Annotated in this window: 15 protein-coding genes; 3 read left to right on the top strand and 12 right to left on the bottom strand. The window is 40.1% G+C overall.

Going from position 1 to position 18,171, the window contains the following annotated elements; all coding sequences use genetic code 11:
* Window position 1: 1 nt before the first annotated feature.
* The 5 genes from truD to ACOB80_RS03855 all read right to left on the bottom strand — a co-directional run bounded on the left by truD (window position 2) and on the right by ACOB80_RS03855 (window position 3,232).
* Window positions 2–1,042, bottom strand: a complete 1,041-nt coding sequence (gene truD, locus ACOB80_RS03875) for a tRNA pseudouridine(13) synthase TruD (RefSeq protein WP_473164488.1) — start codon at window positions 1,040–1,042, stop codon at window positions 2–4.
* Window positions 1,043–1,516 (bottom strand): 2-C-methyl-D-erythritol 2,4-cyclodiphosphate synthase, encoded by a 474-nt coding sequence (gene ispF, locus ACOB80_RS03870; RefSeq protein ID WP_473164487.1) that lies wholly within the window; start codon window positions 1,514–1,516, stop codon window positions 1,043–1,045.
* Window positions 1,507–2,229 (bottom strand): 2-C-methyl-D-erythritol 4-phosphate cytidylyltransferase, encoded by a 723-nt coding sequence (ispD, locus tag ACOB80_RS03865; RefSeq protein WP_473164486.1) that lies wholly within the window; start codon window positions 2,227–2,229, stop codon window positions 1,507–1,509. Before ispD ends, ispF begins: the two co-directional genes overlap by 10 nt.
* A gap of 9 nt (window positions 2,230–2,238) precedes the next feature.
* Window positions 2,239–2,532 (bottom strand): cell division protein FtsB, encoded by a 294-nt coding sequence (gene ftsB / locus ACOB80_RS03860; protein WP_473164485.1) that lies wholly within the window; start codon window positions 2,530–2,532, stop codon window positions 2,239–2,241.
* Window positions 2,533–2,605: 73 nt separating this feature from the next.
* On the bottom strand, window positions 2,606–3,232 hold the full coding sequence (locus ACOB80_RS03855) for a hypothetical protein (protein ID WP_473164484.1): 627 nt from the start codon (window positions 3,230–3,232) through the stop codon (window positions 2,606–2,608).
* A 171-nt stretch (window positions 3,233–3,403) separates the two neighbouring features.
* Between ACOB80_RS03855 and ACOB80_RS03850 the strand changes: the two genes are divergently transcribed.
* A complete protein-coding gene (locus ACOB80_RS03850; protein WP_473164483.1) occupies window positions 3,404–4,309 on the top strand; it encodes a mechanosensitive ion channel family protein in 906 nt (301 codons plus the stop codon).
* A gap of 62 nt (window positions 4,310–4,371) precedes the next feature.
* On the opposite strand, the gene ACOB80_RS03845 is transcribed toward ACOB80_RS03850, so the two are convergent.
* The 4 genes from ACOB80_RS03845 to pyrG all read right to left on the bottom strand — a co-directional run bounded on the left by ACOB80_RS03845 (window position 4,372) and on the right by pyrG (window position 9,909).
* Window positions 4,372–5,190: a hypothetical protein gene (locus ACOB80_RS03845; RefSeq protein WP_473164482.1), complete on the bottom strand. Its 819-nt coding sequence runs from the start codon at window positions 5,188–5,190 to the stop codon at window positions 4,372–4,374.
* Window positions 5,191–5,235: 45 nt separating this feature from the next.
* Window positions 5,236–6,492, bottom strand: a complete 1,257-nt coding sequence (locus ACOB80_RS03840) for a M48 family metalloprotease (protein WP_473164481.1) — start codon at window positions 6,490–6,492, stop codon at window positions 5,236–5,238.
* A 358-nt stretch (window positions 6,493–6,850) separates the two neighbouring features.
* On the bottom strand, window positions 6,851–8,149 hold the full coding sequence (eno, locus tag ACOB80_RS03835; protein ID WP_473164480.1) for a phosphopyruvate hydratase: 1,299 nt from the start codon (window positions 8,147–8,149) through the stop codon (window positions 6,851–6,853).
* A 119-nt stretch (window positions 8,150–8,268) separates the two neighbouring features.
* On the bottom strand, window positions 8,269–9,909 hold the full coding sequence (gene pyrG, locus ACOB80_RS03830) for a CTP synthase (protein ID WP_473164479.1): 1,641 nt from the start codon (window positions 9,907–9,909) through the stop codon (window positions 8,269–8,271).
* 244 nt (window positions 9,910–10,153) lie between these two features.
* Here pyrG and ACOB80_RS03825 point away from each other — a divergent pair, with 244 nt between their 5' ends.
* Window positions 10,154–10,738 (top strand): DUF4202 domain-containing protein, encoded by a 585-nt coding sequence (locus ACOB80_RS03825; RefSeq protein ID WP_473164478.1) that lies wholly within the window; start codon window positions 10,154–10,156, stop codon window positions 10,736–10,738.
* 91 nt (window positions 10,739–10,829) lie between these two features.
* Here ACOB80_RS03825 and ACOB80_RS03820 read toward each other — a convergent pair whose 3' ends face one another.
* The 3 genes from ACOB80_RS03820 to ACOB80_RS03810 all read right to left on the bottom strand — a co-directional run bounded on the left by ACOB80_RS03820 (window position 10,830) and on the right by ACOB80_RS03810 (window position 15,578).
* The gene (locus tag ACOB80_RS03820) at window positions 10,830–11,237 is read right to left on the bottom strand and encodes a YbaN family protein (protein ID WP_473164477.1); all 408 of its coding nucleotides are present in this window, start codon (window positions 11,235–11,237) and stop codon (window positions 10,830–10,832) included.
* 73 nt (window positions 11,238–11,310) lie between these two features.
* A complete protein-coding gene (locus ACOB80_RS03815; RefSeq protein ID WP_473164476.1) occupies window positions 11,311–12,396 on the bottom strand; it encodes a metallophosphoesterase in 1,086 nt (361 codons plus the stop codon).
* Between the two features lie 131 nt (window positions 12,397–12,527).
* The gene (locus tag ACOB80_RS03810; RefSeq protein WP_473164475.1) at window positions 12,528–15,578 is read right to left on the bottom strand and encodes a TonB-dependent receptor domain-containing protein; all 3,051 of its coding nucleotides are present in this window, start codon (window positions 15,576–15,578) and stop codon (window positions 12,528–12,530) included.
* A 445-nt stretch (window positions 15,579–16,023) separates the two neighbouring features.
* Here ACOB80_RS03810 and ACOB80_RS03805 point away from each other — a divergent pair, with 445 nt between their 5' ends.
* Window positions 16,024–18,108, top strand: a complete 2,085-nt coding sequence (locus ACOB80_RS03805; protein ID WP_473164474.1) for a winged helix-turn-helix domain-containing protein — start codon at window positions 16,024–16,026, stop codon at window positions 18,106–18,108.
* Window positions 18,109–18,171 lie beyond the last annotated feature (63 nt).

The following is an 18,171-nucleotide window of genomic DNA, read 5'->3' as shown; positions in this document are numbered from 1 at the left end:
TTTAACGCTCCTGCACCTGACGAACGGTTAAATCTTGATAATCCACAAGCTCACGTAATACCGATGTTGCAAAACACCCCGCCGGTAAATCAAACGCTATTGTGGCGATAGATGCATCTAAAGACAACTCTAACGCTGGGTTGTTCAAATTTAATCTAATTTTACGGCGTTCTTGCTTTAAACCAAACTTAACAAGCCCAAGGCAAAAAGCCTCTGATTGAGTGGCAATACTGTTTTCCAGCTCTGCCACTGCACCTTGAGTTTTTACTTCTCCTTTGCCCCACATAGGTGCAGTAATGTCGATGTCTTTTTCTTCAAGGCGCTGCTGCGCAGCAACCAAGTCGTCATCAGGGGAAAATACAGATTGGCTACCTGACAACATCATCATGTCGCCAAGTTCTACGGTGGAAAACTTGTTTTGCTTGATTCTCGCATCGATTACCTGATTAAAAATATGGGAACGCGCAGCCGACAAGTACATGCTGCGCTTTTTCTTATCTTTAACTCGCTTTCCAGCAAACATCTGTTCGGCTTTGACTAAGTTGTTACCTTCAATACCAAAACGTTGTTCACCAAAATAATTAGGAACTCCTGAGGTTACAATTGCTTGCCAACGGTTTTCAAGCTCGTCTAAGTTCGACACATCTCGAATAACTAATTCAAATCTATTTCCTGAAAGCGCACCAATTTTTAGTTTTTTGTTGTGACGTGTATGTTGAAGTATCTCTACACCTTCACATTCAAAGCCTTCTAAGCTAGCTTCCTGCCCAGGCAGGTGCGCACTAAACCATTGCTCAGTAACCGCAAACCTGTCTTTCATGCCAGCATAACTGACCAACATATCTTTAATTTGAAAAAACTGCGCCAGCTGACGAGCAACATAAGCAGTATTACAACCCGTTTTTCTAATGTGTATGAAAAGGTGCTCGCCTTCACCAGTTGGCTCAAAAGGTAAAATCTCGAAGACTTTAAAGTCTTCTTCAGAGCTACGAATATTCCCTTTTACCGCAGGTTTGTTATGTAAATAAGCTAATTCTGTCATCTAAATTTTTTGTAATAACACTACTGCGTGTACTGCTATCCCTTTTTTCTCACCAACAAAGCCAAGCTTTTCAGTTGTCGTTGCCTTTACGTTTATTTGATCGATATCACACGATAAGTCTTCTGACAAACAAGAGCGCATCGCGAGTAAGTGCGGCGCCATTTTAGGTGCTTGAGCAGCAATAGTTATATCAGCATTTCCTAAACAGTAGCCTTTGTCATTCATCAAACCGACCACATGTCTTAATAATATTCTGCTATCAATATTTTCATATGCGCCGTCAGTATCAGGAAAATGATTGCCAATATCTGCAAGGCATAACGCTCCTAAAATAGCGTCACATAAAGCGTGAATTGCAACATCGCCATCAGAGTGTGCCAGGAACCCTTGCTCATATGGTATTTTTACGCCACCTAATACAATCGGGCCTTCACCACCAAATTTGTGTACATCGTAACCATGCCCTATTCGCATGATGACTCCTTTATTTGTCGAAGAATAAACTCAGCCATCGCTAAGTCAGCGGGTTGAGTTACTTTTATATTATCTGCTCTTGCAGAAATAAGCTGGACCGGTAAGCCAACGAACTCCATAGCAGACGCTTCGTCTGTCACCAAGAAGTCGCTCTCCAGCGCGGATTTAATCGCATTTTTTAGTTCTAGCGTAGGGAAAAGCTGTGGAGTCAATGCATGCCATAACTCTTCTCGATCTACCGTTTCTTTTATCTGGCTAACCTTATCCCCTTGAAACCCTCGTTTCATGGTGTCTCTAACGGGAGCCGCTAAAATCCCCCCTTGATTAGCACTAAGACACTGGTCGATCAACGTATTTAAGTCTTCTTGTGTCAAACAAGGCCTAGCAGCATCATGAACTAGCACCCAAGGCACAGCTTTACTGTCGATTAGCTCAATACCATTTAAAACAGAGTGAACTCGCTCTTTTCCGCCAGAAACAACGGCAACACGCTCGTTGTCCAAAAGCTTTGTATCAGAAAAATATTCATCTTCTGGGCTAATCGCGATAATCACTTTTGAAATTGCAGGGTTTGCGAGCAATACATTGACGGTATGAACTATGATCGCCTCGCCTAATAGAGGTAAGTATTGTTTGGGACAATCGCTTTGCATGCGTTTACCTACTCCAGCAGCTGGCACTACCGCAGCGATTTTACAGTCGTTGTGTGACATTAACCTAAGTTAACCTTCGTTCTTTTTATTTTTGTTAGGTACAATTCTAAAAAAAGTTTCGTCTTTTTTAATCATTCCCAACTCATTTCTTGCACGTTCTTCTATCGCTTCAACACCTGACTTTAAATCATCGGTGTCAGCATATAAAAGCTTGTTTCTTTGCCTTAACTTATCGTTTGTGTTTTCTTGGCGAGCGATATCCTCTTGCAAGGCAAGATAATCAGGAACACTGTTTTTGCCAAACCACAAGCGGTATTGCAAAAGTACAAGAAACACCAGCAACAAGCCGGAAATAACGCGCATTGAAAATATCGGTAAATTAATCGTTAGCAACTATTATAAGTGCGTGATCCTAAGTGTAAACCTAGAAGCCGTATTAATCGCGATTTATTAAGGCAGGCTGTTTGAAATTGCGCCAATTAATAGCACATGACAACAATAGCTCACGTAACGTAGGGATTGTTGGATTAGTTTTATGATTGTTGATCCAAGTGTGACCAGTACAAGCTGCTGTCATTACTCGTTTATTTGGTTTTAATAACCTTGCTTTACTATTACCGGCCTCATTTCCTAGCGAAAACCAACCGTAAATATTTGTACGAAATCTATTATTTTCGATATCAACTCTATCGATAGAATCTAATACGATATGTGTATTTACCGCCAGTGGAATAACCAAGCCATTTGATAAAGGGGTTTTAGCATACCACGTATTTACTTCGTCAATATCTTGACCAGACAAAGGCATGCTTGCACTTTGTTTCGATGACCATGTAGCATTTTGAATATCTAAGTCTAATGGTGTATTCGCTTGCAACATTGAATTGGCTGTGCGCTTTATATAATAAGGCAAACTCTTGATCCGCCCTTGAATGGCCTGTGCAGAGCTAGTTTTAGCTTGAACAAGATGAGAAAGCTCTCTTTCGTACAAAGCACAACAAAGCTCCGCAAACTCACCTGAATGCGCTTTTTCTTCCTGCCAAAAAGAAGTTTGCTCTGTCATGAACGATTATTTTTACTACTGCCACTGCTCGTACTTTAAGCATATTATATTGCAGACGAAAGATAAACGTTTACTCAAAAGTTTAATAGTTTCAACAAAATAGCCTGTTAACATATCCCCCTTATTTGTTTTACACTATGACTATTAACAATAACAGACGATAGGTACCTCATGAACCAAGATGCTACCGCTACACCAAGTAATACTGAACAATCTACTAGCCTAGACCCCACCCTGCTCCTTAAAGATGAAATTGACTTGATTGGTCAGGCTTATCAAATTACTGTCGAATTTTTTACCAATTACACTTTCCAGCTAATTGGCGCCATTATTATCTTTGTTATTGGCTACATCATTGCAGGTAAAATCGCCTCGTTAGTTCTTAAAGTATGTGAAAAACATAACCTTGATATTACCTTAAGCCAGTTTTTATCTAACACCGCTAAAATGATTATTGTGGTGTTAATTACCATAGTGGCTTTAGGTAAACTGGGAATTAGTGTTACTCCGTTTATCGCTACCATAGGTGCGGTTTCACTTGGGGCAGGTTTAGCCTTGCAAGGGTTGTTAGCCAATTACGCGGCTGGTTTTAATATTATTATGATCCGCCCTTTTGTTGTCGGCGATACCATTACGGTGCAAGGCGTAACTGGCGTAGTAAAAGAAGTGCTTCTTGCTTACACCATTATCACTGATGAAGATAACGTATCTATAACCATTCCAAACAAGCATATTGTTGGTGAGGTACTACACAACTCTAAACATGACTCTCTTTTAGAGTTAACAGTAGGCATTGCTTATAAAGAGGATCCTCTAAAAACGATAAGCTTGCTAGAAGACGTTATTCAAGATCTTGGTATTGTGAGTGAAGCAAGGGAACCACAGATTGGTATCGATGAATTCGCCGATAGTTCAATCAATATCGGCCTTAGAATTTGGACGCCTACTGAGAGCTTGTATGAATCAAAATATAAAGCCAACAAAGCGATTTATTTAGCACTACAGAAAGCCAATATTGAAATTCCATTCCCACAACGCGATGTACATTTGATTTCATCAAATGAGCAAATGGCATAACGTCAATATAAAAAAACGCCGCAAAATAAATAGCGGCGTTTTTTTATCGCACAGCTATATCATTATTTATTACTTGGAGCGCTAGGAGTTGCGGAGGCTTCAGCCTCAACTATTTCTGAGTCTTCACTTGAAATAGCATCTTGTTCTACTGTCTTTATTTCTGATTTCCACTGTAAGTCAGGAAGTCCTTGAAATACATTGTTCGCGATTACATGGCTAACAGCACCTGCATGATGCCTATTTGCCCAAATAACTTTACCTGTAGTCGTTTCAACAATGGCAACATCAATGAATGCACCTTCCATCGCTTGAACTGGTACTACAGCCCCCATAGTCAGCACGCCGACCAAGACACTGGCGGCAACATCTTTAGCTACCATACCGCTTGATTTTTCAAAACCCGACATATGCATAAGAAGCACAGCGTCTGCACCGGTTTTTTCCTGAATTTGATTCAAGACACTTCCCAAGCTACTCTGGAAGCGAGACTTTTGTTTTTCAGGAATAGCAGCTTTTTGATACATCTCACTTTTTGCTGTTTCCCACGCCTCTTTGGTTTGCGTAATTGCATAAGCAAATGTTTCATCTTGAGCTATCGCTTGTTCAAAATCAAAGTCAATTACTTTCAAGTTTTCAGCCTTGAGTTTTCTTGTAGCCACATCAGTAATGTTCTTTTTAATCTGTAAAGACTTCTCTTCTAAGATCTCATTTTCACCATCAAAGGCTATCAACTCGATTTCTACATCTGCAGGAACGACTACGATAGTCTCAACCTTTTTAGCAGCAGATTCAAAATCTTGGTGGTGTCTAACTGTTGTATTAGAACAAGCGCTCACTAAAATCACAGATGCAACGATCCATAAACGAATGATTAATTTCATATTTCCCTCTTTAATATTGTTTTTGTAGTTTTAGGCTGTGTTTTATCAAAGCCTTATTAATAGTGATTCTATGTATTGTCTGTCAGTTAAATTTGAAGACTGTAGGTAAGAAGTTAATTTCTCTTTTGCTAATTCTTTGTTGCCCTGTTCAATAGCCAAAAGTCCTTGGCCTCGAATAGCGAGTGAATAATTAGAGTTCAAAGACAAAGCCTGTTCATATGAACGCTGAGCAGTAGACAAGAACTCCTCTCTTTTGGCTCTAAGTTCAGCTGTTAATTTGCCGTCATTTTTTTTATCGTATAACCATGCATACTCTTTAAGATGCGCTTGAGGCTCAACGGCTTTTCTTCTGCTAGACTCTCCAACATAGTAGTGAAGACTATATGAATCAGGGAATTGAATAATCGCCTTGTCGCTGAGTCTATGTGCCAGTTCATATTGCTTGGTACGTAACAGTGCTTCTATTGATATGCTCAGCATTTCTTCTTTTAAAGCGAGAAATTGCTGTTCTTGAATAGCTATACTTTCTTGGCTCTGTTTAACAAAAGTTCTGTTTTTAGAGAAATGAGTTTTCTGACTTATATTTTTTGCGCGAGCTTCTGCTGTTGGATGAGAACTCCAAACAGAATAACCCACTGATTTAGCACGCATCATATCAAGAAGTTCAAAACTTGCGGAAAAGTGCTCAAAATTGAATCCAGCTTTGCTAGCCAGCTCGAACCCGTACATATCTGCCTGATTTTCTTGATGTCGGCTAAAAGAGGATAGCTCTGAGATAGCAGCGAAATACACTAGCCCTGTGCCAAAGGTTACAAGATCTAATACATGAGAAGTTACAATGGTATTTTTTCTATCAACTAACGACAGCAAACCGTCACGTTTGATAACGTGAGCAATTTCGTGACCTAAAATAAAAGCGAGTTGGTCTACATTGTCTAACGCAGCAATCAAGCCAGCGTTGAGGTATATATTTCCGTTTGGTAATGCGAACGCATTGACACTTGCGTCTCTAAGTAAGTAAACATTAATTGAAATTAAAGAGTGTTCAAACTCAGGGCGAACCAGTGACGTTAATGATTCTAGAATATGAGCGTTTTCGGGGTTTCTAATAACCCTACCTTGATTTATCAACTTGCGATGTAATTTGTCAGACTTTTTTATTAAAGAAAGCTCTTCCTTTGAAGGTTGGCTTGTGACCCTTTCGTTAGTTAACGGTAAGATTTCTGATTTTTTAATCGTACTATTACAGGCAGGCAATAAAAGTATGGCGAGAAAAGCCCAATTCCATTTGGTATGTATCATTTTTTAATTATTTATTTTTATTATTTGTTGAACACTTTACCAAAAACCAACAAACGTGTCCCAACAATTTTGGAATATAATATTAAAAAAGTATAAATTTATGAGCTAGTTAGAGCATCTACACCTATTTTTATCCAACTATTTAACGCTAAAGGCAGTTTATAAAAACAACTTTCTACTATTGCGGTAACAACGAATCGCAAATAAAAAAGCCACTACAATGAGTGGCTTTTTCAACCTTATAGAGTCTATTAATAATGAGGATTTTGACGCTAGTTCAAGGAAAAAGCGCGCAGTTGACTAATGTCAATGAGCACTTTTGACGATGAAATAGCTTCAAAAGACCATTATCTAAAATCTATTGGCCTTTAACTTCTGATAATCCATTGAAAATAGCTTTGTCACCTAAGTACTCTTCAATGCGTAACAACTGGTTATACTTAGCTACACGGTCAGAACGACATAAAGAACCTGTCTTAATTTGACCAGCAGCAGTACCCACCGCTAAGTCAGCAATTGTAGCGTCTTCTGTTTCACCAGAGCGGTGAGAGATAACTGCAGTAAAGCCAGCTTCTTTCGCCATGCGAATTGCTGCTAACGTTTCAGTTAAAGAACCGATTTGGTTAAACTTAATTAGAATTGAGTTACCAATGCCTTGCTCGATACCGCGTGCTAAAATTTTCGTATTAGTAACGAATAAGTCGTCACCTACGATTTGTACTTTATCGCCGATAAGGTCAGTTTGGTATTTGAAGCCATCCCAGTCTGACTCATCTAAGCCATCTTCAATTGACACGATTGGGTACTGCGCACATAACTCAGCTAAGAAGTCAGAAAATTCGTTTGATGAATATTTCTTACCTTCGCCAGATAAGTCGTAAATGCCTTCTTCTTTGTTGTAGAACTCAGATGCTGCACAATCTAACGCTAGAGTTACGTCTTTACCTAACTCGTAACCAGCAGCTTCAGTTGCTTCTTTAATGACAGCTAACGCATCAGCATTAGACTCTAAGTTAGGCGCAAAACCACCTTCGTCACCAACAGCAGTATTCATGCCTTTTGCAGAAAGTACTTTTTTCAATGCGTGGAAGATTTCAGCACCCATACGAAGTGCTTCTTTAAAGCTTGGTGCGCCAACTGGCTGAACCATGAATTCTTGAATATCAACGTTGTTATCAGCATGCTCACCACCGTTTAAGATGTTCATCATAGGAAGTGGTAAAGAGTACTGGCCTGGCGTGCCGTTAATGTCTGCAATGTGTTCGAATAACTGAACTTTCTTTTCCATCGCAGCGGCTTTTGCGTTTGCAAGAGAAACAGCAAGAATAGCGTTAGCACCAAATTTTTCTTTATTTTCAGTGCCGTCGAGGTCAATCATCGTTTGGTCAATCGCTGCTTGGTCAAGCGCATCTTTGCCCACTAACGCTGCTGCTATGTCGTTGTTTACTGCAGCGACAGCATTCAAAACACCTTTACCTAAGTAACGTGCTTTGTCACCGTCACGTAATTCTAACGCTTCACGAGAACCTGTTGATGCACCAGAAGGAGCACAAGCACGGCCCCATGCACCTGATTCAAGAAATACGTCAGCTTCTACAGTTGGATTACCACGTGAGTCCATTACTTCACGGGCAATTACTTTGCTAATGTTCGCCATTTTTTTTCCTCTGAACTTGTTCATTTGAGCGAATGAACAATTGCTACTTTATTTAGCTTGCGTTAATGCAAGTATTTAAAACACAAAACCGCAGCGACTAGGCTGCGGTTTATCAATTTTTAGTCGTTCGACTCTGGCTTGCTGTGCTCATATGCTGCTGCAACAAAACCTTCGAACAACGGGTGACCATCTCGTGGAGTTGAATTAAACTCAGGATGGAACTGCCCAGCAATAAACCAAGGATGATCTGGATTTTCAATCACTTCAACCAAAGTTTTATCGGTAGATAAACCGGAGAATACTAAACCAGCTTTGCTGATTTGCTCGCGGTAGTTATTATTTACCTCATAACGGTGGCGGTGTCTTTCATAAATTGTTTCACTGCCATATACGTCACACGTCTTGGTACCTTTCACAAGGTGACACAATTGTGAACCTAAACGCATAGTGCCGCCTAAGTCAGAATCTTCGTCGCGGTACTCTACTTGACCTGCTTCATCTAACCATTCGTTAATTAAACCTACGACTGGATGAGGTGTTTCTGGGTTGAATTCAGTACTGTGTGCATCCTCTAAACCGGCAACATTTCTGGCAAACTCAATTAATGCCACTTGCATACCTAAACAGATACCTAAATATGGTACTTTGTTTTCACGAGCATATTGTGCCGCTAAAATTTTACCTTCAACACCACGCTCACCAAAGCCACCTGGTACTAAGATTGCGTCTAAGTTTTCTAAAATGCCAGTGCCTTTTGATTCAACATCTTGTGAATCTACATACTGAATTTTAACTTTTAACTGGTTTTTAAGGCCAGCATGCTTAAGTGCTTCGTTAACTGACTTGTATGCATCTGGTAATTCAATGTATTTACCAACCATACCAATTGTGACTTCACTAATTGAGTTCGCTTCTTGGTAAAGCACTTGTTCCCACTCTGATAAATCAGCTTCCGGAAGATCTAAACCAAAGCGCTTAGCAACTAGTTCGTCAGCACCTTGCTCTTTTAACAATGCTGGAATTTTATAAATAGAATCAACGTCGCGCATAGAAATTACTGCACGTTCTTCCACGTTACAGAATAATGCAATTTTTCCACGTTCATTGTTAGGAATAGTATCTTCACTGCGACATACAAGTAAGTCAGGGAAAATACCGATTGAACGTAACTCTTTTACTGAGTGTTGCGTTGGTTTCGTTTTGATTTCACCTGAAGCAGCCAAGTAAGGTACAAGTGTTAAGTGCATATACATAGCACGGTCACGACCTAATTCAGTACCTAATTGACGAATCGCTTCTAAGAATGGTTGCGACTCGATGTCACCGACCGTGCCACCAATCTCAACCATGGCGATATCAGCACCTTCTGCGCCTTCAATGACACGGCGTTTAATATCATTGGTAATGTGTGGAATAACCTGAATCGTTGCACCTAAGAACTCACCTTTACGCTCACGCGCTAAGATATCTTGGTAAATACGACCTTGAGTAAAGTTATTACGTTTGGTCATTTTGGTGCGAATGAAGCGCTCGTAGTGACCTAAATCTAAGTCAGTTTCTGCGCCATCTTCAGTAACGAATACTTCACCGTGTTGGATAGGGCTCATCGTCCCTGGGTCAACGTTAATGTATGGATCGAGTTTAAGCATTGTGACCTTTAAGCCACGAGCTTCAAGAATTGCTGCTAATGATGCTGCTGCAATACCTTTACCAAGAGACGATACAACGCCACCTGTTACGAAAATATATCTAGTTGTCATGCGTTACCCAGAGTCAGGAAAATTAGAAAAATTTGCGTTTGTGTATTGAGTTAGGCACGAAAAGAATAAAGACATGCCGCCTCAACAAGACGGGAGAGCATTATACGCAAAACCCACACCAACAACAAGCCAAAGTTACCATCAATGTATAGAAAATAGCTTAATTTTTTAAGACGTAAAGCTTGACCTAAAAATAGCGCAAACTAACATAGTCTCTATTAAATTATTTATGTTGAGTACAATCATGACGAGTAGTCAGTTTAACCAAGTCATCCAGGCTATTGATGAAATAAACAAACAAGACCCAAATACTACCGAAATAAACAACCAAACATTCGCTAATGAGTATCTGTATAGTGAACGTATGACTGCTTGTTTGAATCAGTATTGGCCTGATGCAAACGATTACTTAAAAATTGCCGTACACGCTCAGCATATAAAAAGGTGGCATATCGCCAGAAGCGAATACCCAGAGGGTAAAAAAGGTTATTTAGATTGGCGTAAAGCTTTAGGCATATTTCATGCTGAGCTAACCGCTGAAATTATGGCGAGCCATGGTTTTAGCGAAGAAGAGGCTGACCAAACCAGCGCTATTATTAAAAAGACCAGCTTAAAGCGAAACAGTGACAGCCAAACTTTAGAGGATGTTGCTTGTTTAGTTTTTCTTCGTTATTACTTTGAGCCGTTTGCAGCCAAGCATAGTGACGAGAAAGTGATTAGCATAGTACAGAAAACGTGGAAGAAAATGTCTGAACGTGGGCATGAAATAGCGTTAACATTCACTTTACCCAAACATTTAGGTGAATTAGTAAATAAAGCACTTGCATAACAATAACTTGCAATTAAAGAGTTTGGATAGCGTAGCGTCTAAACTCTTTGCCTATAAATCATATTCTTAAACCATTTACATTAAATTGGTATTATACGTTTTTATCATGCGACTTTTCATCGGCTGTCAATTCCGGCACTCGATAGTTTCCGTCCGATACCGGTAATCGAGCAATAAAGATAAAAGGACCTGCCACCAAAGCCACAACAAGTACCTTTAACCAAAGTGCTTCCATGACGTAAGCAGACCAACTCGCGGCTAACGCAATAGAAACGAGCGCGCAAATTTTACCTTTTTTAGGAATGCTTCGAGTTGCTTGCCAATGATATATTAAAGGGCCAAATACTTTATTTTGTAATAGCATGTTATATAAGCGCGGTGACGACTTTGCAAAGCACGCAGCAGCGACCAGTAAAAATGGTGTCGTAGGCAGTAAAGGAAGGACAGCCCCTAGTGCAGCTAAGCCAACAAAAAATATCCCTATTATTTTTAACAGCATGGCATTTGTTCATTTACTTCAAACATGAGCAAAGTATAGCAACCCACACTGTTATTAAATAGTCGCTTTGACGCTAATTTTTTAGCGGTATACGCTCACCGCTTAGAGTTACCCGCCACTTACCTTTTTCGTCAACAATGAGTAGCTCTCCATACTTTCCTTTCTTAATACTTGAGTCTATTGCGATAACTCTTCCTTGGTGCTTAGTCAGCACCTCTTTTTGTGAGGTATGCCCAACCACTAAGTGGTCAATATCAAAATGTTTTAACAACAAATCTATTTCATTACTTGTTGCGCCTTCATCTTTAAAGTATCCGCGATACCATATTGGCCCACCACTTTTATGTAAAAACTTGGCAAACCCTTCTCTAGATTTGGCCAATTCATTTTCAACTAAATGCTCTTTAAATACCGAATTAATGGTTTTTAAAGTCACTTTTTTATTGGCAAATTCAGGATGAAAGCCACCATGAGCGAATAACATATTATTTATTTTTACCAGTACGGGCTTGCTGCGAAGCCATTCCCCTAATACAGTTCCATCCTTAAACAGCGCATCAAAAGGCTGCTCAAATATTTGCTCGACTTGCTTATATTTAGGGTGTAAATACCTTAAATCACCATTGAGAACCATGACTTCATGGTTGCCAAGCAATAAGTGAAGTTTTCCTCCCGCCTGTTCTGCTTGTTTCTCTAATTCATAAAGAAACCATAGAATCTCAGTGACCTTATCACCGCGATCAAAAATATCACCGGTAATAACAAAGTGCCCTTGACCAAACGACCATTGGCCCTTGTCATCGATTACACCGCTTACCTTTAACAAGCTGAACATCAAATCATATTGACCGTGAAAATCACTTGTCGCTGCGATTGGTTCATCTGTTGTAAAGTTTAATACTGACTGTTCATCAAATGCCACACTATGTAATTCAACATCTTGATGACAAGAAACGGTCCTTTTCTTTTGTGACTCAGACACCAACTCTTGGAGTATAACTTCGTTGTTAACGATGCACTTTACTTCTAAATTGTCGTTGTTTTTACTTATATATGGACCGTCTGAAACTTTTAGTGGCCATGATGTGGCAGATATAACAGAGGAGTTGAATATGGTCGCGACAACAGCCACGGATAAACAGTAAAGTTTTTTGCGCATCTTAGTTAAATATCCTGTAAAAAATTCACGTCCATGTGAAGCATTTTTGCTGCAAAGTCCTTATTGCACAAGGCTACGTCCTTGTAGATAAATCAAAGTCCAGAGAGATAATTTCTCGATAGTCGAGTTAATTAAAACGATACTTCTGCGCCAGCGAAGAAGAATCGTCCCATGCCTCCACCATACTGGCTGTCATAATTTCCTTTACCACCAATAATGAATGGGCCATTGTTATCGAAGATATTCTTAACACCACCAAATAGCTTTAACTCAGTTGTTTCGCTAATATCCATTTTGTAATTAACAGATAGGTCATGCTTGGTGTAAGAACCTAAGTCATTAAAAGCTAATGGCTCTGGGTTAGTAATACATTCGTCACTACCTTCTAAACAACGTTCAGCATTAGCTGCCATATCGTCCTGCCAATCTTCGTAACGAGATTGACTCGCCATGACGCTTGAGCGGAATTTAGTACTCCAGCGAATACGCCATGCATCTTTATACCAAGTAAGAGACGCAGAAGCTTTATCTTCAAAGATGTCATTAGCTAACACACCTTCGTAATAAGTAGTATAAGGGCCGTCAGGCGATTGTGCCGTTTGTGAGTATTCGATTACATGAGTAAAGTCTGCTTTAAGCTTTAAGCGACCGTAATCTTCAAGATCGTAACGATACTCCATAGCAACGTCGTAGCCTTTAGTGCGAATTTCGTCAACGTTATAAGAGCGTTGCATTATTTCTTTAATGCTACCTTCACTATTACGTGAGATATCGTTACAGAAAGGGTTGTCAGGGCCGTAATCAAGCGAAGAGTCATAACAAAACTCGATAATGTCTTCATTACTAAATTGCGAAATTGCATCAGAAATTTGAATGTCGTAAAAGTCGACAGCCATTCTAAAACCGTCTAAAAATTCAGGTGCGATAGTAATACCAAAGGTGTACGTATCGGCGGTTTCTTCATGTAAGTTTTCGTTACCAACATTAGGTGAATAACCATTGTTTTCATCGTTGAACTCACCTTCTAACGCAATAGCATCAGCAATAGTTGGTTCTAGTCGACAGTTATCATGACCAGCGCCATCTGAAGTCGCTGTAACGCCATCACAAATATCATCGAAACTATCGTAATCACCTCTAGGTGGCGACATTAGCTCAGTGATAGTAGGCGCACGCTGTGCCCTAGCCCAGTTAGCTCTGATCAAGTAACCGTCTGTTGGTTCCCAAAGTAAGCTAGTGCGGTAACTTTCAACAAGACCAGTACCGGACCAGCTGTAGTCAGCAACACGGGCAGATACTTCAGCCGTTAAGCTTTTTGCATATTCTTCGTTAACAAGTAATGGAAATGCAGCTTCTGCAAAGGCTTCATAAACGCTTACATCGCCTGAAAAAGTAGGAACATAGTTAAAAGAAATACCACCTTCTTTTGCGCCACCGCCCGCTTCAACGCTTTGCTCATCTTTGCGATATTCAAAACCAAATGCTGTTGCTACAGGACCCGCAGGCATTTCAAATAAATCGCCCGCGATATAACCGAGTACAGTCGTTTGCTCAATGTTAGTGGTAATGCTTGGGTTTGCACGAATATAGTCTGCAGCTTCAGGGGTAATAGAGCCTTCGCCAAATAAATTTAACGGCACACAACCATCGGCACGCGCTTGGGCGTCAGCACATTGAATAGTCACGCCATCAGCAGCATATTCAGCATCTAATGCGTATGCGGCTTTAATGACATTTATCTCGTTTAGTCTAAGTTGCTTCTGTTCAAATTTACCGTAGCCTACGGATAAATCCCAATCCCATTCACCGTCAAAAGCGGTGCCTCGGATACCTGCCCAAGAACGAACTGTGGTACGTTCGTTATCTGTAACAATATTGCCAACTTCAGCAAAGTTTCTATCCCACTTGATCCCCTTGCTGCTCGCTTGTTCGTAAATTTCAGTAGGCACGTAAGGGTTATCTTTTGGAATTCTACCGATACACGTTTCACCAAACTCACCAGTTGCTGGGTTATGCGTTAAGACAGAATCACACTCGTCTTCACTTTCTGGTGCTTTATCATTCACCGACTTGTTTGAAGAGTACTGAACTTGGAAGTAAGCTTCTAAATCATCGTTTAATTCATAATCGACTTTGAAAGCTGCAGTCGTTGCCTTATCAGGTACTTTTAGCATCACAAATTGATTAGTGTTGATACCGTAACGTTCTTCATGCCAATCATTTCTTAGTCCATTTTCGTCATACCAAAAACCAGAATCAGGGCGATAGCTGCTACTTTCGTCAAAAACGCCTCCTGGTATTGAATCACTTAAACTGCGCCAATCTGCTTGCGTGATATCGCGCATACATTGAAAGTTATTCTCTGTGAGCATCATGTTACACATTTGCTCGTCATCGTAAGTCCATGCGTCTTGTTGTTGCGCGCGTTTTCTATCCCAAAACGACAGACCTTTTTGTTCTTCGTAACTTCCTGAGAAAAAGAAATAGCCTTTGCCTTGGTTAAATTCACTACCATAATCAAGGTCAAAAGTGTATTCATCACCACCACCATCGTGAGTGGTACCACCGCGTACTTTTATTGATGCGCCTTCTTTATCCTGTTGCGTGATAATATTTACCACACCAGCAACCGCGTCTGATCCATAAGCAGCAGAAGCACCACCAGTGATCACTTCAACACGCTTAACCATACCAGAAGGGATTGTACTTAAACTGACGTAATTACCGCTATAACTATTAGAAACAACTCGACGGCCGTCGATTAACGTTAAGGTACGGTTGGTACCCAACTCGCGAAGATCTATCGTCGATAAGCCAGTATTTTGAACACTAGATTGTGAGTTAGAGTTACTGCTGCCTTCTGATATTTGTGGTAACTCATCAACAAGAATTTCGGATAAAGAGCCAAGTCCTGTATCTTCAATAGCATCTTGTGTCATTGTTGCTAATGGTGTAGCTACACTAAAACTGTCTCGGCGTAAGCGCGAACCTGTAACAGTAATTTTCTCTGTTTTATCTTTTTTTGCCTGAGCTTGCTCAGATGATGTGTTGGCTTCTGTTGTTGAAAGCGACTTTTTTTCTACCTCTGCCAAGTCTTGTTCGGCATATGCTATTGGGGTAGCAGTTAAACTCGCGCTCAACACAGCCGATTGAATCGACAATGTAAGCAAAGATTTTCTCATGTTGTTTCCCTTATGATTTAAGCAGTGTCAAAACAGCAACGATTGTTTACTTTTATTTAAAAGTCAGACTGGGTGACTTACAGTTACTGTTCGAATACAGGCGTTTTCTCGTTTTTGTTACCTGCCCTTTGTTTTTATAAAATCGATTGCAGAACAACAATCGTTTGGGAGTCTTTTCTACATCTATTTAACATCTATTTATATTAAGCAATAAAATTCAATAACTTATAAAGTACAATTCGAATTATAGTTTTAAATAATCTCATGTTGATAGCAAATTGTATCTAGCAGAAAACACGAGAATATGGCATTGTATCAAGGCATGTAGATAGCTATTATCAACGTAAAAAAGACCAAGCGGTCAACTAAAGAAAAATAACTAAATATTTCCCATACAATGAAAGAACAGCCTTCATACCGAATAGGTTCACACAAAATAATTCCGATGGAGAATGCTATAGAGTATTCAACTGGTGAAAAACAAACGATCCAACCCAAGTTTGTTGAATTGTTAACTTACTTGGCTGACAACTACCCAAGAATAATTCCACGAGAAGAGTTAATAGAACATGTATGGCAAGGCAACCAATACGTCGGCGAAAAAGCCTTAACCAATGCGGTTTGGCATTTGAGGCAACTCTTTAAACAAAGCGATGAAGACCAAGAGTTTATCGAAACAATTCGCAAGGTTGGATACAGACTAAAAATAGCGCCTCAATTCGAACAAGCAACACTTGAACCGACAGAAGAAACACCCCAAGATAAATTCGAAAAGCCCAGTCATCGCCGGCCTGTTAATATTTTATTACTGTTGTTCATTGGCGTTATTACGGTTTATTTTATGGCAAAACCTAATAACCCGGTCTACCAACCACAAACGATAACACCAATAACTAAACTTCCCGGTAGCGAGTTGTTTGCTGCTCCTTCGCCAAATGGTCAGTTTATCGCATACAAATGGAATGATGGGCACGATAAAAACCATTTATTTGTGACAGACAGACAACAACCGTCTTTACCCCCCAAGCAGCTAACTTTTGGCGACGACTCTGTCGGTCATTCCGTATGGAGCAAAGATGGTGTGTATTTGTACTACTCACAAAAAAACAAAGCCAAAGGCTACTGCCAAATTATTCAATTGAATGTTCAAACCCAACAACAGCGTGCTGTCATTGACTGCCCTACCAAAGGTGGCTATTACTACTTAGATATATCACCTGATAATAAAACCTTAGCTTTTCACGGCTTTCGAGAACCCGCCGATAATAGCGGTATCTATTTTTTCGACTTAACGTCTGAAACTGCACAACCAGTGCGCTTTTCTTGTGCCCACCGTTGTGGTTATAAAGAACGAGATGTCGCTTTTTCACCTGACGGAAAATATGTCGCTGTATCACGTCGCTTCAATCGCTTTAAAGAAGATATTTTCTTGGTCAACCTAAACACAAGGGAAGAGACACGTTTAACTGATAACGAAGAAGATATTGTCGGTTTCACTTGGCACCCTGACGGTGAAAAACTCATTTTTGCCTCACAACGATCTGATACTCGCGAAGGCTTTATCGTTGACATTGAATCAAAGAAAATAACGCCTTTGAACATATCTGGCTTTAGTTATCCAGCTTTTGTTACTCAAACAAGAGAGCTGTTTTTTCAGCAAAGAAACGAGCGCTATTTTATTTCTGCTCTGCCGCTAGATGAGCAAGGGTTATCTTCTCCCTTCCCGGTACTCGAATCTGAATTTAGCCACCACTCTCCTCATTATTCAGCCAAGCAAAACAAGTTTGTTTACGTCTCTAATGAATCAGGTTATTACGAAATTTGGTTAATGACTGCTGATGGCCAATCTCGAGAAAAACTCACCTCATTGGAGTTAGGTGTTAGATATCCGAGATGGTCGCACGATGGTGAAAAAATTGCCTTTTTGGCCCCTGTAGCTAATGAACCAGAAAGCGAACGCATTTACATTTACGATTTAAATTCTCGCCAAGTTAGTATTGTGCCTAGCCCACATAAAAAGCATAACAGGCCTACATGGTCTTGGGATGATAGCGGCATCATTTCGGCTATTTATGAAAGCGAATATACTGATTTACACCTAATTGACATAGAATCAGGTAACAGCACGCGACTTACCTCAAACAGCGCACGCTTTGGTGTAATGACGTCTGCAAACACGATGATTTTTGCAGGTGTCGCGAAAGGACTATGGCAAATGACTCTAGAGAATAACGCCTTAACTGAATCAGAGCCTCAAAAGCTTATTGATAGTAACGACTTTAGCGCAGTGTATTCTTGGGCGTATTTGGATAACAGCATATACTTTCGCAAAAAATTTAGTCGCTATAACGTGTTAGCAAAGTATGATTTACGCACGGGTGAAAGCAAAAACTTGATAAAGTTACCTAAACAAGCGTTAGCTTCTAGCTCAACTATGACGGTGATTCCTGAAAACCAGCAGTTATTATTTACTCAAGCGAAATCGCCGCAGTCAAATATAAAACAGCTAAATCATCCTTTGCTCCAGTAAACATCAGAGCTGATTAATACAGCAAGCAAAGCATAGCCAAGCTTGCTGTATGTAACCGTCTAC

The organism is Thalassotalea coralli, from assembly GCF_055786205.1.
The sequence above is the reverse complement of the archived record's forward strand: the minus strand, read 5'-3'. Positions and strand labels throughout refer to the sequence as shown.

Coding starts and splice junctions, on each gene's coding strand:
- truD (WP_473164488.1), bottom strand. CDS start 1,042: ATGACAGAATTAGCTTATTTACATAACAAACCTGCGGTAAAAGGGAAT.
- ispF (WP_473164487.1), bottom strand. CDS start 1,516: ATGCGAATAGGGCATGGTTACGATGTACACAAATTTGGTGGTGAAGGC.
- ispD (WP_473164486.1), bottom strand. CDS start 2,229: ATGTCACACAACGACTGTAAAATCGCTGCGGTAGTGCCAGCTGCTGGA.
- ftsB (WP_473164485.1), bottom strand. CDS start 2,532: ATGCGCGTTATTTCCGGCTTGTTGCTGGTGTTTCTTGTACTTTTGCAA.
- ACOB80_RS03855 (WP_473164484.1), bottom strand. CDS start 3,232: ATGACAGAGCAAACTTCTTTTTGGCAGGAAGAAAAAGCGCATTCAGGT.
- ACOB80_RS03850 (WP_473164483.1), top strand. CDS start 3,404: ATGAACCAAGATGCTACCGCTACACCAAGTAATACTGAACAATCTACT.
- ACOB80_RS03845 (WP_473164482.1), bottom strand. CDS start 5,190: ATGAAATTAATCATTCGTTTATGGATCGTTGCATCTGTGATTTTAGTG.
- ACOB80_RS03840 (WP_473164481.1), bottom strand. CDS start 6,492: ATGATACATACCAAATGGAATTGGGCTTTTCTCGCCATACTTTTATTG.
- eno (WP_473164480.1), bottom strand. CDS start 8,149: ATGGCGAACATTAGCAAAGTAATTGCCCGTGAAGTAATGGACTCACGT.
- pyrG (WP_473164479.1), bottom strand. CDS start 9,909: ATGACAACTAGATATATTTTCGTAACAGGTGGCGTTGTATCGTCTCTT.
- ACOB80_RS03825 (WP_473164478.1), top strand. CDS start 10,154: ATGACGAGTAGTCAGTTTAACCAAGTCATCCAGGCTATTGATGAAATA.
- ACOB80_RS03820 (WP_473164477.1), bottom strand. CDS start 11,237: ATGCTGTTAAAAATAATAGGGATATTTTTTGTTGGCTTAGCTGCACTA.
- ACOB80_RS03815 (WP_473164476.1), bottom strand. CDS start 12,396: ATGCGCAAAAAACTTTACTGTTTATCCGTGGCTGTTGTCGCGACCATA.
- ACOB80_RS03810 (WP_473164475.1), bottom strand. CDS start 15,578: ATGAGAAAATCTTTGCTTACATTGTCGATTCAATCGGCTGTGTTGAGC.
- ACOB80_RS03805 (WP_473164474.1), top strand. CDS start 16,024: ATGGAGAATGCTATAGAGTATTCAACTGGTGAAAAACAAACGATCCAA.